The sequence below is a fragment of the Mesorhizobium terrae genome (assembly GCF_008727715.1).
GTDB classification, from domain to species: domain Bacteria; phylum Pseudomonadota; class Alphaproteobacteria; order Rhizobiales; family Rhizobiaceae; genus Mesorhizobium; species Mesorhizobium terrae.
On record NZ_CP044218.1, the window covers coordinates 4,490,576 to 4,505,458 of the forward strand.

15 protein-coding genes are annotated in these 14,883 nt (G+C 63.8%); 10 read left to right on the forward strand and 5 right to left on the reverse strand.

Features of this window, described 5'->3' with window-relative positions; genetic code table 11:
* Positions 1 to 27: 27 nt before the first annotated feature.
* A complete protein-coding gene (locus tag FZF13_RS22840) occupies positions 28 to 1,314 on the reverse strand; it encodes a dihydroorotase (protein ID WP_024926925.1) in 1,287 nt (428 codons plus the stop codon).
* Positions 1,311 to 2,276: an aspartate carbamoyltransferase catalytic subunit gene (locus tag FZF13_RS22845; protein ID WP_024926924.1), complete on the reverse strand. Its 966-nt coding sequence runs from the start codon at positions 2,274 to 2,276 to the stop codon at positions 1,311 to 1,313. Before FZF13_RS22845 ends, FZF13_RS22840 begins: the two co-directional genes overlap by 4 nt.
* A 171-nt stretch (positions 2,277 to 2,447) precedes the next feature.
* On the opposite strand from FZF13_RS22845, the gene FZF13_RS22850 reads away from it, so the two are divergent.
* Positions 2,448 to 4,079, forward strand: a complete 1,632-nt coding sequence (locus tag FZF13_RS22850; protein ID WP_024926923.1) for a DNA alkylation response protein — start codon at positions 2,448 to 2,450, stop codon at positions 4,077 to 4,079.
* 443 nt (positions 4,080 to 4,522) lie between these two features.
* Positions 4,523 to 4,864: a DUF6105 family protein gene (locus FZF13_RS22855; RefSeq protein WP_024924130.1), complete on the forward strand. Its 342-nt coding sequence runs from the start codon at positions 4,523 to 4,525 to the stop codon at positions 4,862 to 4,864.
* On the opposite strand, the gene ruvX is transcribed toward FZF13_RS22855, so the two are convergent.
* Positions 4,821 to 5,288, reverse strand: coding sequence for a Holliday junction resolvase RuvX (gene ruvX, locus FZF13_RS22860; RefSeq protein ID WP_024924129.1), 468 nt, complete (start codon positions 5,286 to 5,288; stop codon positions 4,821 to 4,823). The two genes, FZF13_RS22855 and ruvX, sit on opposite strands and share 44 nt — an antisense overlap.
* 67 nt (positions 5,289 to 5,355) lie before the next feature.
* Between ruvX and FZF13_RS22865 the strand changes: the two genes are divergently transcribed.
* The 4 genes from FZF13_RS22865 to FZF13_RS22880 all read left to right on the forward strand — a co-directional run bounded on the left by FZF13_RS22865 (position 5,356) and on the right by FZF13_RS22880 (position 9,043).
* Complete coding sequence (locus FZF13_RS22865) at positions 5,356 to 6,063, forward strand: metal-dependent hydrolase (protein WP_024924128.1); 708 nt, start codon at positions 5,356 to 5,358, stop codon at positions 6,061 to 6,063.
* 96 nt (positions 6,064 to 6,159) lie between these two features.
* Complete coding sequence (gene gatC, locus FZF13_RS22870; RefSeq protein ID WP_024924127.1) at positions 6,160 to 6,447, forward strand: Asp-tRNA(Asn)/Glu-tRNA(Gln) amidotransferase subunit GatC; 288 nt, start codon at positions 6,160 to 6,162, stop codon at positions 6,445 to 6,447.
* Between the two features lie 80 nt (positions 6,448 to 6,527).
* Positions 6,528 to 8,093 (forward strand): amidase, encoded by a 1,566-nt coding sequence (locus FZF13_RS22875; RefSeq protein WP_024924126.1) that lies wholly within the window; start codon positions 6,528 to 6,530, stop codon positions 8,091 to 8,093.
* Between the two features lie 155 nt (positions 8,094 to 8,248).
* Positions 8,249 to 9,043 carry a YdcF family protein gene (locus tag FZF13_RS22880; RefSeq protein ID WP_024924125.1) on the forward strand — a complete coding sequence of 265 codons (795 nt, stop codon included), beginning with the start codon at positions 8,249 to 8,251 and terminating at the stop codon, positions 9,041 to 9,043.
* On the opposite strand, the gene FZF13_RS22885 is transcribed toward FZF13_RS22880, so the two are convergent.
* Positions 9,019 to 9,747, reverse strand: coding sequence for a DUF599 domain-containing protein (locus FZF13_RS22885; RefSeq protein ID WP_024924124.1), 729 nt, complete (start codon positions 9,745 to 9,747; stop codon positions 9,019 to 9,021). The two genes, FZF13_RS22880 and FZF13_RS22885, sit on opposite strands and share 25 nt — an antisense overlap.
* A 164-nt stretch (positions 9,748 to 9,911) precedes the next feature.
* Here FZF13_RS22885 and FZF13_RS22890 point away from each other — a divergent pair, with 164 nt between their 5' ends.
* The 3 genes from FZF13_RS22890 to FZF13_RS22900 all read left to right on the forward strand — a co-directional run bounded on the left by FZF13_RS22890 (position 9,912) and on the right by FZF13_RS22900 (position 12,622).
* Positions 9,912 to 11,318 (forward strand): L-serine ammonia-lyase, encoded by a 1,407-nt coding sequence (locus FZF13_RS22890; protein WP_024924123.1) that lies wholly within the window; start codon positions 9,912 to 9,914, stop codon positions 11,316 to 11,318.
* Positions 11,319 to 11,392: 74 nt separating this feature from the next.
* Entirely contained in the window at positions 11,393 to 11,830 is a 438-nt protein-coding gene (locus FZF13_RS22895) for a DUF1489 family protein (protein WP_024924122.1), read from the forward strand.
* A gap of 96 nt (positions 11,831 to 11,926) precedes the next feature.
* The gene (locus tag FZF13_RS22900) at positions 11,927 to 12,622 is read left to right on the forward strand and encodes a DnaJ domain-containing protein (RefSeq protein WP_024924121.1); all 696 of its coding nucleotides are present in this window, start codon (positions 11,927 to 11,929) and stop codon (positions 12,620 to 12,622) included.
* A gap of 37 nt (positions 12,623 to 12,659) precedes the next feature.
* Here the strand turns inward: FZF13_RS22900 and FZF13_RS22905 are convergent, their stop codons facing one another.
* A complete protein-coding gene (locus tag FZF13_RS22905; protein ID WP_024924120.1) occupies positions 12,660 to 14,120 on the reverse strand; it encodes a D-alanyl-D-alanine carboxypeptidase in 1,461 nt (486 codons plus the stop codon).
* 256 nt (positions 14,121 to 14,376) lie between these two features.
* On the opposite strand from FZF13_RS22905, the gene FZF13_RS22910 reads away from it, so the two are divergent.
* Entirely contained in the window at positions 14,377 to 14,706 is a 330-nt protein-coding gene (locus FZF13_RS22910; protein ID WP_024924119.1) for a phasin family protein, read from the forward strand.
* The last annotated feature ends 177 nt before the right edge of the window (positions 14,707 to 14,883 follow it).

Sequence of the window (14,883 nt, forward strand, 5' to 3'; positions counted from 1 at the left end):
GGGGTTGCCCGCGCTTCTGGACGAGCGCTAGGCGGAAAACACTGTGCGGCCTGCAACCAGTGTTTGCAAGACCTTGCCCTGCAGGCGCGCGCCTTCGAAGCATGTGTTCTTGGAGCGCGAGCGGATGCCGGCCTCGCTGACGATCCACGGTTCGTTCAGGTCGACCAGCACGAGATCGGCCGAAGCACCAGGCTTCAGCGTGCCGCCGGGCAAGCCGAACAGCCTGGCTGGCGCCGTTGACAGCACCTCGATCACCCTGAGCAGCGACAGGTCTTCATTGTGGTAGAGGCGCAAGGCCACGGCGAGCAGCGTTTCGAGGCCGACAGCGCCGGCCGCGGCATCGGCGAAGGGCAGGCGCTTGGTGTCGACGTCCTGCGGATCGTGCGAGGAGACGACGATGTCGACGGTTCCGTCCTTCAGCGCCTCGATCATCGCCTGCCTGTCCTCTTCGGCGCGCAGCGGCGGCATCAGCCGGAAGAAGGTGCGGTATTGCCCGACATCGTTTTCATTAAGCGCCAGATTGTGGATGGCGACGCCGGCCGTCACATTGGCGCCGTCCGCCTTGGCGCGTGCGATCGCCGCCGCCGACATCGCGGTGGAAATCTTGGCGGCGTGATAATTGCCCCTGGTGAGCCGGGCGAGCGCCAGATCACGCTCCAGCGGGATCAGTTCGGCTTCGCGCGGGATGCCCGAAAGGCCGAGCCAGCTGGCATAGAGCCCTTCGTTCATGACGCCGGCGGAAGCGAGGTCCACATCCTGCGTCTCATGGGCGATCACCGCGCCGAAATCGCGCGCATAGGTCAGTGCCCGGCGCATCACCAGCGCATTGGCGATGGTGTGGCGTCCATCGGTGAAGGCGACGGCGCCTGCCTCGCGCAGCAGGCCGAATTCCGTCATCTCGCGGCCGGCAAGCCCTTTGGTGACGGCTGCCGCCGGAAAGACATTGACGCTCGCCGTATCCTTGGCCGTGCGCAGCACGAATTCGACCAGCGCGACCGTGTCGATCGCCGGGTCGGTGTCGGGCATCATCACCAGCGAGGTAACGCCGCCGGCGGCCGCCGCCTGGCTGGCCGAGCGGATTGTCTCGCGGTGTTCGCCGCCCGGTTCGCCGATGAAGACACGAGCGTCGACCAGGCCCGGAATGATCGCCTTGCCGGCGCAGTCGATGACCTGCGCGCCTTCCGGAATGCCCTGGTTCAGCGCTGCCGCACCGGCCGCAAGAATGGTCCTGCCATCGACGATGACGGTGCCGATCTCATCGATACCGCGCGACGGATCGACGATGCGGGCGCGCTCGAAAACCGTTTTCGTCATGCGCCGCGGCCCTCCTGGTTGCGGCGTGGATCGAGCAAGGCCTCCATCACCGCCATGCGCACGGCGACGCCCATCTCGACCTGTTCCTGGATGACGCTTTGCGGCCCGTCCGCCACTTCCGAGGCGATCTCGACGCCGCGGTTCATCGGCCCGGGATGCATGACCAGCGCGTCGTCCTTGGCGGCCTTGAGCTTCTCGGCATCGAGGCCGAAATAGCGGAAGTATTCGCGCACCGAAGGCACGAATGCACCCTCCATGCGTTCGCGCTGCAGGCGCAGCATCATCACCACGTCGGCGTCCTTCAGCCCCTCGGCCATGGAGCGGGCAACGATGACGCCCATGCGCTCGATGCCGGAAGGAAGCAGCGTGGAAGGCGCTACGACGCGCACCTGCGCGCCCAGCGCATTGAGCAGGATGATGTTGGAACGGGCGACGCGCGAATGCAGGATATCGCCGCAGATCGCCACGATCAGCTTCGACAACGGCCCTTTGGCGCGGCGGATGGTAAGCGCGTCGAGCAGCGCCTGGGTGGGGTGTTCATGCGTGCCGTCGCCGGCATTGACCACCGAGCAGCCGACCTTTTGGGCGAGCAGGGCGGCGGCACCCGCCGACTGGTGGCGAATGATCAGGATGTCCGGCCGCATGGCGTTCAGCGTGATCGCGGTGTCGATCAGCGTTTCGCCCTTCTTCACCGAGGACGAGGCGACCGACATGTTCATGACGTCGGCGCCAAGCCGTTTGCCTGCCAGTTCGAAGGACGACTGCGTGCGCGTCGAGGCTTCGTAGAACAGGTTGATCTGGGTGCGCCCGCGCAGGGTCGAGGTCTTCTTCTCGGACTGGCGCGAAATCGCCACGGCACGGTCGGCGCGGTCCAGAAGCAGTTCGATGTCGGCGGGAGAAAGGTCGCTGATGCCCAGGAGGTGGCGGTGCGGATACAGCGGAAGGGACGAAGCGTCGGTCATCTCAAGGGGGTGCTATAGGGCGGGCGCGTTCCCCCCGCAAGCGCCCGCTTCGGATAGAGTGGCTATCCACCGGTATTTTCGTCGCGCGCGGGCGGCACCTCCGTTATAAACCGGCGGACGGTCCGGGATTCGAGCATCGGGCGCCGTTGGAACCGGAATGAAAGGGAACGCGTGGCCGACGACGTGATGAACCAGCCGCCGCCGCTCGCCGGCGGAAATGCCTGGCGAGGCGACCCGCTGCTGATTCAGCTGGCCGAGCGCTTTTCCGAACCCGTGCGCAAGGATCTCGACGGGCTGGGCCGCTTCGTGCTGACGCAGGAGGCGCAGGATCTCGCTCGCCTCGCCAACACCGACACGCCGAAATTGCGGACGCATGACCGGCAGGGCAAACGCATCGACCTGGTCGAGTTCCACCCTGCCTATCATGCCCTGATGCGCCGCTCGGTCGCCAACGGGTTGCATTCCTCTGTCTGGGAAAACGGCGAGGCCGAGATCGGCCGCCGCCATCAGGTGCGCGCCGCGCGCTTCTATCTGACGGCAGAGCTCGAGACTGGCCATCTTTGCCCGATCACCATGACCAACGCCTCGCTGGCCGCCTTGATGGCCAACCCGAAGATTTTCCGGGAGTGGGCGCCGCGGGTGACGACGCGCAAATACGACCAGGCGCAAAAGCCGCCGGTGGAAAAGGCTGGGCTGACGCTCGGCATGGGCATGACCGAGAAGCAGGGCGGCACGGATGTGCGTGCCAACACGACAAAGGCCGAGCGCGCCGGTTCCAGCGGCTTTTATCGCCTCACCGGGCACAAATGGTTCATGTCGGCGCCGATGTCGGATGCGTTCCTGGTGCTCGGGCAAGCGTCGGAAGGTCTGTCGTGCTTCCTGGTGCCGCGCATCCTTGGCGATGGTTCGGGCAACGGGTTCCGTTTCCAGCGTCTCAAGGACAAACTCGGCAACCGTTCCAATGCCTCGTCGGAAGTGGAGTTCGAAAACGCCATCGGCGAGATGGTGGGCGAGCCTGGCCACGGCATCAAGACGATCATGGATATGGTCACGCTGACCAGGCTGGATTGTGCGGTAGCCTCCGCAGCGCTCATGCGGGCAGGGCTGGCGGAGGCGGTTCACCATTGCCGCTATCGCAAGGTGTTCGGTGCGAACCTGATCGACCAGCCCTTAATGCAGCGCGTTCTGGCCGACATGGCGCTGGACGTCGCCGCCGCCACGGCGCTGTCGTTCCGCCTGGCGCGTTCCTTCGACGAGGCCGCCGCCGATCGCGGCGAGGCGGCCTTTGCCCGCGCCATGACCCCGGTGGTGAAATACTGGGTCTGCAAGATCGCGCCGCCGCTGCTCTACGAGGCGATGGAATGCCTCGGCGGCAATGGCTATGTCGAGGAGGCGCCGCTGGCGCGCTATTATCGCGAGGCGCCGGTCAACGCGATCTGGGAAGGGTCCGGCAACGTTATGGCGCTGGACGTGCTGCGTGTCGTCAGCCGGGCGCCGGCGCTCTTCGAGGAGGTTCTCGCCGGTATCGACCGCGACCTCGGCGCCAATGGGCGTGGCACGATCAGTGTCCTGAAGGCGGCCATGCAAGTGGCTTCGACCGACGAAGGCTCAGCCCGGATTTTGACGGAACAGCTGGCGCTGGCGGCGGCCGCGGCGGAGTTGAAGCGGCTGGGGGCAGGGCGCATCGCCGATGCCTTCATCGAAACGCGGCTGGCCGGCCAATGGCGTAACACCTATGGCATGCTGGATTCGCGCCACGACGCCCGCATGATCCTGGACACGCTCTATCCGGAGACGAACTAGCACCGATCGAGCCTTCCCTTCTCCCCTTGTGGGAGAAGGTGCCTGAGCCCGGCGGCAAAGCCGCCGCTGGCGAAGGCGGATGAGGGGTGTTGGACGGAGTGTTACTTCGCAGGATGCGAAGTGGGTTTTGACGGGTGCTAGTTCCGAAACGCCTCGTTTCCTCCAGCACCCCTCATCCGACCTCGCCTTCGACGGCGGCTTTGCCGCCGGGGCTCGGCCACCTTCTCCCGCAAGGGGAGAAGGTAAGGGGCCCTGCCTGTTAACCTTAACAAATGGTTTCCATTGCAGCGCGGGGCGACAAGCCCCACTGTCTTTTCCCACGATAGGAAGACCATGCGCCGCGTTCCGCAACCATTCAAAGGCCAGAACAGAACCGCCCATTGGGCGGTTATGGTTAAGGCGTATGCGGGATTCCGGCGTCGAGCAGCCGGAAAGGTGGGCTGATGCGCACCTTGCTGCTGCTTTGGATCACGCCGCTCGTACTTTTCTGGGGCTGGTACTTCCTGTCGCTCAACGACATGAACTTTGGCTATGTGATGCTGAGCCGCCAGCTGCACGACATGGTCTTCCAGCTCTACGGGGAGATCCTCGGCATCGATCCGGCCATCATTCCCGGCATGGTCGCCAGGGCATGTGTTTTCGATAGTTTCCTCGTGGCCGGCATCATCGCCTTCCGCCGGCGCAAGAAGATCGCGGCATGGTGGCGCGGCAGGGCTGCCGCGCGAGACAGCGCCAAGCGGGTCAGCTCAATGCTCGAAGGCGGTCCAAGGCTCCCTGCAGAATAAAGGCGGCTGCCGCCGAATCGATGCGCGTTTCGCGCTTGCGGCGCGACACATCCATTTCCAAGAGCGCGCGTTCGGCGGCGACCGTGGACAGCCGCTCGTCCCACAAAATGAAGGGCAGCGGGCTGAGCGGCGCCATGTTGCGCACGAAGGCACGGGATTTCTGCGCGCGAGGCCCCTCGGAACCATCCATGTTGATCGGCAGGCCGATGACGATGGCCGCGACATTCTCCTTGCCGAGAAGCGTGAGCAGCGCGGCGGCATCGAGCGAGAACTTCTTGCGCATGATGACCGGGCGTGGATGCGCGAAGGACTGGCCTCGGTCCGACACCGCCACTCCGATGGTCTTGTCGCCGAGGTCGATGCCGGCCAGTGTACCGCCCGAGGCCAGCAGGGGAGGCACGTCTTCGATTGCGATTATACCCAAGTGCTTTCCTTTGACTTGACCCGCTGCCGTTCTATCTTCCTGTTTTCGCAAAATCGAGGAGCAGTAGATGAAACTCACCTGGTACGGGCACTCGGCGTTTCGGGTCGAGGCGGGCGATGCGACGATCCTGATCGATCCCTTCCTGGTGGGCAACCCGTCCTGGGGCGGCGGTTGGGAAGGCGTCGCCGACGGCGTCACCCATGTCCTGCTCACCCATGGCCATGACGACCATGTCGGCAGCGCCGCCGACATCCTGAAGAAGAGCGGCGCCATGCTGGTCGCCAATTTCGAGATCTGCATGTTCCTGGTCGGCAAGGGCGTTTCTGCTGACAAGATCAATCCCGGCAATATCGGCGGCACCGTCGATTGCGGCGGCTTCACCACCACCTTCGTGCAGGCGCTGCATTCCTCGTCGCTGTCGGGCGAGGGCGGCACCAACACCTATATGGGCAATCCCGGCGGGCTGATCCTGCATTTCCCCGACGACGAGACGCTCTATCACATGGGCGACACCGATATCTTCTCCGACATGGCGCTGATCAACGAATTGCATCAGCCGAAGATCGGCCTGGTGCCGATCGGCGACCGTTTCACAATGGGCGGTGCGGTGGCGGCCCTTGCCTGCCGGCGCTTCTTCAAGTTCGACACGGTCGTGCCATGCCACTTCGGCACTTTCCCGGTCATCGACCAGTCGGCCGACAAGTTCGTTGCCGGCATGGAGGGGACTGGTACGAAAGTGGCGTTGCCGAAGGTTGGCGAGACGATCTCGCTCTAGGCGCGGTGCCGGCGGTTAGCGCCGTTCGAGGTTGCGCGCGGCGCGGCGCGCGGTTATAGCCGCTTGATCTTTTCCGACACGATTGCCGAGGCTTCCATGTCCGTCGACATTAAGACCGTCAAGCGCGTCGCGCACCTTGCCCGCATCGCTGTGGACGAGGAGGACGCGGCCCGCATGACTGGCGAGCTCAACACCATTCTCGGCTTCGTCGAGCAGCTGAACGAGGTCGATGTTACCGGGATCGAGCCGATGACTTCGGTGACGCCGATGGCGATGAGGAAGCGCGAGGACGTCGTCACCGACGGCAACAAGGCCGCCGATATCGTCGCCAACGCACCGGCGACCGAAGAGAACTTTTTCCTCGTGCCGAAGGTGGTGGAATAGCGTCGCGGCTTTTCTGCCTGCAATGCGGTTCCGAAAACCTTGTCCCGGCCATTCGCGATTTATGAAATGAAGTTTGCCCGATGAGTGATCTGACCAGACTGACCATAGCCGAAGCACGCGCCAAGCTGCGGGCGAAGGAATTCTCCGCCGGCGAGATCACCGATGCGTATCTCAGCGCGATCGACCAGGCCAATCCCGTGATCAACGCCTATGTCGCGGTCACCCACGACAAGGCACGTGACATGGCCAAGGCCTCCGACGCCAAGCTCGCCAGGGGCGAGGGCGGGGCGCTGGAAGGCATTCCGCTCGGCATCAAGGACCTGTTCGCCACAGAAGGCGTGCACACGCAGGCTTGCAGCCATGTGCTGGACGGTTTCAAGCCGCATTATGAATCGACTGTCAGCGCCAATCTGTGGGCCGACGGCGCGGTCATGCTCGGCAAGCTCAACATGGACGAATTCGCCATGGGCTCGTCCAACGAGACGTCCTATTATGGCCCTGTGATCAATCCGTGGCGCCGATCGAGCGTCCAGACCACCGTCACCCCGACCTTCCATGACGGCGGCGTCGGTTTCGTGAAGCCTGGTGGCGTCAAGGAAAACCGCACCTACGACAACATGCAGCTGGTTCCCGGCGGTTCGTCCGGCGGTTCGGCTGCGGCCGTCTCAGCCTTCCTGTGCGCCGGTGCCACCGCCACCGACACCGGCGGCTCGATCCGCCAGCCGGCCGCATTCACCGGAACCGTCGGCATCAAGCCGACCTATGGCCGCGTCTCGCGCTGGGGCACTGTTGCCTTCGCTTCGTCGCTCGACCAGGCCGGGCCGATCGCCCGTGACGTGCGCGACGCCGCCATCCTGTTAAAATCCATGGCCTCGGTCGATGCGAAGGACACAACCTCCGTTGATCGTCCGGTGCCGGACTACGAGGCGGCGCTCGGCCGTTCGATCAAGGGCATGAAGATCGGCATTCCGAAGGAATACCGCGTCGACGGCATGCCGGGAGAGATCGAGGCGCTGTGGCAGCAGGGCATCGCATGGCTGAAGGAGGCGGGTGCCGAGATCGTCGACATCTCGCTTCCGCACACCAAATACGCGCTGCCGGCCTATTACATCGTGGCGCCGGCCGAGGCGTCGTCGAACCTCGCCCGTTATGACGGCGTGCGCTACGGCCTGCGCGTTCCGGGCAAGGACATCGTCGACATGTATGAAAAGACCCGTGCCGCCGGTTTCGGCCGCGAGGTCAAGCGCCGCATCATGATCGGCACCTACGTGCTGTCGGCGGGTTATTACGACGCCTACTACCTGCAGGCGCAGAAGGTGCGCACGCTGATCAAGAAGGATTTCGAGGATGCCTTCGCCGCCGGCGTCGACGTCATCCTGACGCCGGCGACGCCGTCGGCCGCCTTTGGCGTGGCCGATCAGGACATGGCCGCTGACCCGGTGAAGATGTATCTGAACGACATTTTCACGGTCACCGTGAACATGGCCGGCCTGCCGGGCATTGCCGTGCCCGCCGGCCTCGACCAGCACGGCCTGCCGCTCGGCCTGCAGCTCATCGGCCGCCCGTTCGACGAGGAAACCCTGTTCCAGACCGCGCATGTCATCGAAAAGGCCGCGGGCGGATTCCAGCCGGAGAAGTGGTGGTAACGGTTTGCTTGGCTGCCGCGTTCACGTCATGCGCGCGACAGCCCGCAGTTTTGCCCGAATTCTGCTGAAATCGTGAACCGGTAGGCGGCCGATCCCGTCGAGGTGACGGGATCGCACCACCGCTCGGATGTGGGCAACAGCCACGGGACGGATCGATGTTCTTCCTTCTTTCCAAAGTGTTCTGGTTCTTTGCTCAGCCCTTGAACCTGGCGATTGTCCTGCTTTTGGCGGGCCTGCTCGCGGGCTTCTTCGGTTTGCGCAGGCTGCAGCGGGCGGGCACGGTTGTCGCGGTCCTGGTGCTCGTGCTTTCGGTCTGGACCTCGTTTGGCGCCATCATCATCGAGCCGTTGCAGGCGCGCTACCAGCGCCCGGCAGCACCTGGCCAGGTTGCCGGCATCGTCGTGCTGGGCGGTGGCATGGAGGGGGCGATCAACCTCGCGCGCGGCGGCTATGAGCTCAGCACGGCGGGCGATCGTTTCGTCGAGACGGCGATCCTCGCCCGCCGCTATCCCGACGCCAAGGTCGTCGTCTCGGGCGGTGCCGGCGAACTGATCCTGGAAGGCGAAGGCGACGCCGTCACCGCCGAGCGGCTGCTGACGGCGCTCGGCGTGGCCAAGGAACGCCTCGTTCTTGAGACCGAATCGCGAAACACCTACGAAAACGCCGTCTTCACCCGCAAGCTGGTGACGCCCAAGCCCGGCGAAACCTGGCTTCTGGTGACCTCGGCCTTCCACATGCCCCGTTCCAAGGCGCTGTTCGACAAGGCGGGATTCCCGACCGTGCCCTGGCCGGTCGACTACCGCACATCCGGCAAGGAAGGCGTCGGCCTGTTCACGGACAACGCGATCGACGCGCTGGAGACGACGACGGTCGCCGCCAAGGAGTGGATCGGGCTTTTCGCCTACTGGCTGACCGGAAAGATCGATCAGCCGTTCCCGGGGCCGGCCTGAGGCGCGACGGCGACCAGAACGGCGGCGCGGGCATTGGAGAAAAACTGCCGGCGCACCAGAACCGCGAGCAGGATCAGCGTGGTGGCGGCGAAGACGCCGGCATTCACGAACCAGCCGAGATAGGCGAGCGAAAAGAAGATGCCACGCAGCCCGGCGTTGAAATGCTTGCCGGCCAGTATGTTCATTTTGGCGGCGCGCATCACCGCCGCCTCGGTCTCATGCGGCGCGACGATGCCTTCCTGCGTGGTCGGCACCGCGCCAATCAGGATCGAACAGTAATTGAACAGCCGGTAAGACCAGCCGAATTTGAAAAAAGCGTAGGCGAGCAAGGCGATCAGCCCAAGGATCTTGGTTTCGAACAGGCCCTGCGCCGGGCTGGCGGCATAGGGCAGGGACGAGACGACCGCCAGCACATGGTTCGAAGCGCCGAGCAACGCAAAACAGCCGCCGATGGCGAAGATCGAACTCGAGGCGAAGAAGGCCGTGCCTTGCTGCAGGCCGATCATGATCGAGGTGTCGATCATGCGCAGTTCGCGCTTCGCCATGGTGCGCATCCAGGCTTCGCGCTGAACGTTCATGGCGCTCGTCAACGAAATACGACGGAACAGCCTGCCGTCGGCGGCCAGCGCGAAAAACACCCAGACGCCCAGGTAGAAAACCAGAGCTGCGATGTCATTCGGGGAAAAGAGGAAAGAATCGCCCATGCACCCTATTTTACATGATGGTGGCTTCGTTCTCGAAGCTTATGGATGATGTCGTTTGCAGCGAAATGAACGTCGGGGCGGCCTCTAGCGCCCGCGTGGCGAATGACGGAATGATCAACTAAGGTGCGTTGCCGTTTCTGGCGCGGTTTGGGAGCTTTTCAGGCGTGTTTCTTTCAGTTTTCGACCTGTTCAAGATCGGCATCGGTCCATCCAGTTCGCACACGATGGGCCCGATGACGGCGGCCGTGCGCTTTCTTGACGAGGTCGAGAATGGTGACTGGCCCCGGCCTTCGGGTGTGAAGGTGGAGCGAATCGGCGCCAGCCTGCACGGGTCGCTCGCCTATACCGGCATCGGCCATGGCACGGACCGCGCCGTCGTGCTGGGTCTCGCCGGTCAGACACCGCAGACCGTCGACCCCGACAAAGCCGACGAGATCGTCGCCGAAATCACCGCGAGCAAGCAGATCAGGCCGCAGGGGCGCTCATCGTCCTATCGATTCGACCCGGCCAAGGATCTGGTTCTGGACAAGAAGACCCCGCTGACCGGCCACGCCAACGGCATGGCCTTCTATGCCTATGACAGCGCCGATCGGCTGCTGCTCAAGCGTATCTATTATTCGATCGGCGGCGGCTTCGTCGTTTCCGAGGAAGAACTGCAGCGCATGAAGACGAAGGGGTCGGTGACGACCGAAGGCAAGAAGGTACCGCATCCCTTCAAGAACGCCGTCGAAATGCTCAAGATGGCTGAGAAAAGCGGCCTTTCCATCGCCGAGATGAAGCGGATCAATGAAGAGACGCACATGTCGCGCGAAAAGCTGGATGCCGGGCTCGACGCGGTGTGGGACGCCATGCGCGGCTGCATCGACCGCGGCCTCAGCCAGGAAGGCATCATGCCCGGCGGGTTGAAGGTGCGCCGGCGCGCGCGCCAGTTGCATGACAAGTTGCAGGAGCAATGGCAGCAGAACCGGCCGAACCCGCTGCTCGCCAATGACTGGCTGTCGATCTACGCGATGGCGGTCAACGAAGAGAACGCCGCCGGCGGGCGCGTGGTGACGGCGCCGACCAACGGCGCCGCTGGCGTGGTGCCGGCCGTCATGCGCTATTGGCTGCATTTCCATCCCGAGGCCGATCAGGCCTCGATCCGCGATTTCCTGCTGACCGCGGCGGCCATTGGCGGCATCATCAAGTCGAATGCCTCGATCTCCGGGGCCGAGGTCGGTTGCCAGGGCGAGGTGGGTTCGGCCTCGGCGATGGCGGCCGCCGGGCTTTGCGCGGTCATGGGCGGCAATCCCGAGCAGGTGGAGAATGCGGCCGAGATCGCGCTCGAGCACCATCTCGGCATGACCTGCGATCCCGTTGCAGGCTTGGTGCAGGTGCCATGCATCGAGCGCAACGCGCTTGGCGCCGTGAAGGCGGTGACAGCCGCCTCGCTCGCCATTAAAGGCGACGGCAAGCATTTCGTGCCGCTGGACGCGGCCATCGAGACCATGCGTCAGACCGGCCTCGACATGAACGAGAAATACAAGGAAACCAGCCTGGGCGGCCTCGCGGTCAACGTTGTGGAGTGCTGACCGCACCTATCCTGGCATTGTGGAGAAGTCGCGCAGGCCGTTGACCCTGCCGGCCAGCGTACTACCTTCCAGCCATGTCTCTCAATCTCATCAAGCTTTGCGTCGGCTGCGACAGCGTCGAGGATCTGGAGGAGTGGATTGTCTTCCGGCTCGACGAGAGACGGCGGGCCGGCGAGCCCGTCGAGCAATATCATACCACGCGCATGGTGCCGACGCGCGCCGCCGAGATCGTTGACGGCGGATCGCTCTACTGGGTCATCAAGGGCAGCGTGCAGTGCCGGCAGCTGATCACCGAAATCCGGCCGTTCACCGACGCCGAGGGCATCGGCCGCTGCCATCTGGTGCTTGATCCGATCGTTACGCGTACCGAATGGCAGCCGCGCCGCGCCTTCCAGGGCTGGCGTTATCTGAAGCCCGCCGATGCGCCGGCCGATCTCGGCAAGGGCAGGGTCGGTTGGGCGGAGATGCCGCCAAAACTCAGGCAGGAACTCGCCGAACTCGGATTGCTCTGAAGGTCACGCGGGAAGCATCCCGCCGCGCGACCGTTAGTCGAATATTGGTACGGCGCCCGGATCGCGCTACACTGCAGTTAACCAAGGTGGTCGGCCATGGCGATTGCGATCGCGATGATTGCGGTGTTGCTTGCTGTACTGGGCATGGCGGGGCTGTTTTTGCGCGCCGATCCCAGGGCCGTTGCAGCCAATGTCCGCATTGCCCTGCCGGTGGGGCTGGGCGCCGCCGGCGCTGGAATTCTCGCTATTGGCCGCACCGGGATGGGATTGCTCATTCTGGCCGTCGCGGCCGGGCTCTACGCGCTACTGCGCAGGCAAGCCAAATCACTGCCGCTGATCGCCCGCCAATCCATCGTGCGGACGGCTGCCCTGGAAATGGAACTCGATCACGACACGGGACGGCTCGAAGGTCTCGTGCTTGCCGGCCTCAGCGAAGGGCGCATGCTGGGGGCGATGAATTTGACGGAACTGGGCCGTCTCTACCGCGAACTGGCCGTCGATGCCGACAGCCGCCAGTTGCTAGAGGCGTATCTTGACGGCCGATTTCCCGTCTGGCGCCTCGACACGCAGACGTATCGTGGCGAGGGGCTGCGTATTGCGCCAGGTCCGGGCGCCATGACTAAGGAGGAGGCCTACAAGATCCTTGGTCTTGAAACGGGCGCCGCCGCGACGGATGTCCGCAAGGCGCACCGCCGCCTGATGCAGCGCCTGCACCCCGATGTCGGAAACGCGTCGTTCCTGGCGGCGCGGATCAATGAAGCCAAGGACGTCCTGCTCTCCAATCACCACTGAACTCCTTCGATTCGGTACGTTTCCGGGAGAAATCCACTCACTGCTGTACTGCGAAGCAGGAGATGCTCTTCCGCTTCAATGCGTTGCAGGCCTTCCACGCCGCTTCCTTGGTCTCGAAACCGAAGCGGGCGCGATAATAGGTGGTGCCGTCCTTGTCGAAGGCGACGGTGAAGCCGGAGGCCTTGGCCAGCACGCGGCCGGCCTGTTTGGCGACCTTGTCGAGCTGTGCCTTGGCATCGGCCTCGCGCGGCGCCGACGCGATCTGCACGGCCCAGGCACCGGAGGCGCTGGTGCTGGCCGCGGCCGAATTGTCGGCGGTCGAGGCGGTCATCAGACGGTCGATCGGCGTTTCTTCGGCGGCATAGGCCTGCACGACCGGAAGCTCGGCCGGGATCGGCGCAGAGGCTGCCGACGCGGTGACGGGTACCGCCGCCGCGATCACCTTCTTGTCCTTGCGCGACGGCTTGGCCGGGGCTTCCTCGACCACTGCGTCCTCGGCGACTTCCTCGTCGGCCACGGCTTCGTCAGCGGAGGCTACGACGGTCTCCGGCTTTTCCTCGGGCGTCGGGGCGTTCTTCTTGGGCAGCAGCGCGTTGGAGAGCGCGGCAACCGCAGTGTCGTTCGATGCACGCGCAACGATCGGACCGGAACCACGGGTCGACGATTCCGGCAGGTAGGACTGGATGAGCTTCGCCATCTGGTTGTCGCGCGAAGCGCCAGAGGTGCCGCCCATCACAACCGCGACTAGCTTGCGGTTGCCGTCATTGACCGAGGAAACCAGGTTGAACCCGGATGCGCGGGTGTAGCCGGTCTTGATGCCGTCAACACCCTTGATGCGGCCGAGCAGGCGATTGTGGCCGTTGATCTGGCGCTTGCCGTAGGCGAACGACCGGGTCGAGAAGTAGCCATAATACTGCGGGAAATGTTCGCGCAGCGCCATGCCGAGGGTGGCCATGTCCTGAGCGGTGGTGAACTGGCCGGGGTCCGGCAAGCCGTTGGCGTTGCGGAACACCGTGCCCTTCATGCCGAGCGCACGCGCCTTGGACGTCATCATGCGGGCGAAATTGGCTTCCGTGCCGCCCAGCATCTCGGCAAGCGCGGTCGAGGAATCGTTTGCCGATTTGGTGACCATGGAAAGGATGGCGGTCTCGACCGTGACGGAGCCACCCTTGCGCACGCCAAGCTTGGTCGGCGGTTCGGCCGCGGCCCTGGCCGAGAAGACGACCGGCGAATTCTTGCTGATGCGGCCGGCCTTGAGTGCTTCGAAGGTCAGGTACAGCGTCATCATCTTGGTCAGCGACGCCGGATAGCGGCGCGCATTGGCGTCCTTGGCGTAGAGCGTCTTGCCGGTCTTGGCATCCACCACGATCGCCGAAGAGGGGGCCGCCATGGCAGGCGCGATGCTTGCCGCCGCGAATGTCAGCGCGAGCGTGGCCACCATGGAAGTTTTGAGAAGAGAGACCGAATTGGACACGATGCCTTTGAACGCCTGACGCACTGCTGCTTCCTTTGATGAATTTTGATTGCACCCCAGGGGACCGGCAAAGGTCCGGCCCCGCATTCGGTCAAATTACTTAAGGCTCGTTACCAATCCGTTTATGGTAACCGTCCCGTTCATCATTTTGGCGGCTGTTGAGACGAGCTTTATTCAGATTTTAGGAACCGTGGCGCACGGTGCTGGCGATTGACTTTTTGTGCGCTGCAACATAGAAGTTGCGCATCGCACAACCAATCCGCCGTGAAAGGAATGCCCGATGAGCCAGACCTACGAGGATTTCACCAAATACAGCAAGGAATTCGCCGATACCGGCCTGAAGAGCTTTGCTTCGCTTTCGAAGGGCGCTCAGGCGATCGCCACTGAGGCGACCGAATACACCAAGAAAAGCTTCGAAAATGGCGCCGCCCATGTCGAAAAGCTGTTTTCGGCCAAGTCGCTGGAAAGCGCCGTCGAGATCCAGGCCGACTATGTGAAGAACGCCTATGAGGCTTTCGTCGCCGAGGCCACCAAGATCAGCGAACTCTACGCCGATCTCGCCAAGGACGCCTACAAGCCGTTCGAATCGGCCGTCGCGCAGGCGAAGTAAACATCGTCATCTTCCGGTTTGCGGGTTCGGATACCCGCCCAACGAGCCCGGCTGCCTCTGCGCGGCCGGGTTTTTTTTATGCGCATGCCTGCGACCAATTCACGATTGCAAAAAACGGCGCTGATTGAGGACCTAGCCATATTGTCAGCTAACCAGAAGGGCTTAAAATCCTGCATC

Coding starts and splice junctions, on each gene's coding strand:
- FZF13_RS22895 (WP_024924122.1), top strand. CDS start 11,393: ATGTCTCTCAATCTCATCAAGCTTTGCGTCGGCTGCGACAGCGTCGAG.
- FZF13_RS22865 (WP_024924128.1), top strand. CDS start 5,356: ATGAAACTCACCTGGTACGGGCACTCGGCGTTTCGGGTCGAGGCGGGC.
- FZF13_RS22885 (WP_024924124.1), bottom strand. CDS start 9,747: ATGGGCGATTCTTTCCTCTTTTCCCCGAATGACATCGCAGCTCTGGTT.
- FZF13_RS22840 (WP_024926925.1), bottom strand. CDS start 1,314: ATGACGAAAACGGTTTTCGAGCGCGCCCGCATCGTCGATCCGTCGCGC.
- FZF13_RS22845 (WP_024926924.1), bottom strand. CDS start 2,276: ATGACCGACGCTTCGTCCCTTCCGCTGTATCCGCACCGCCACCTCCTG.
- gatC (WP_024924127.1), top strand. CDS start 6,160: ATGTCCGTCGACATTAAGACCGTCAAGCGCGTCGCGCACCTTGCCCGC.
- FZF13_RS22875 (WP_024924126.1), top strand. CDS start 6,528: ATGAGTGATCTGACCAGACTGACCATAGCCGAAGCACGCGCCAAGCTG.
- FZF13_RS22880 (WP_024924125.1), top strand. CDS start 8,249: ATGTTCTTCCTTCTTTCCAAAGTGTTCTGGTTCTTTGCTCAGCCCTTG.
- FZF13_RS22900 (WP_024924121.1), top strand. CDS start 11,927: ATGGCGATTGCGATCGCGATGATTGCGGTGTTGCTTGCTGTACTGGGC.
- FZF13_RS22910 (WP_024924119.1), top strand. CDS start 14,377: ATGAGCCAGACCTACGAGGATTTCACCAAATACAGCAAGGAATTCGCC.
- FZF13_RS22855 (WP_024924130.1), top strand. CDS start 4,523: ATGCGCACCTTGCTGCTGCTTTGGATCACGCCGCTCGTACTTTTCTGG.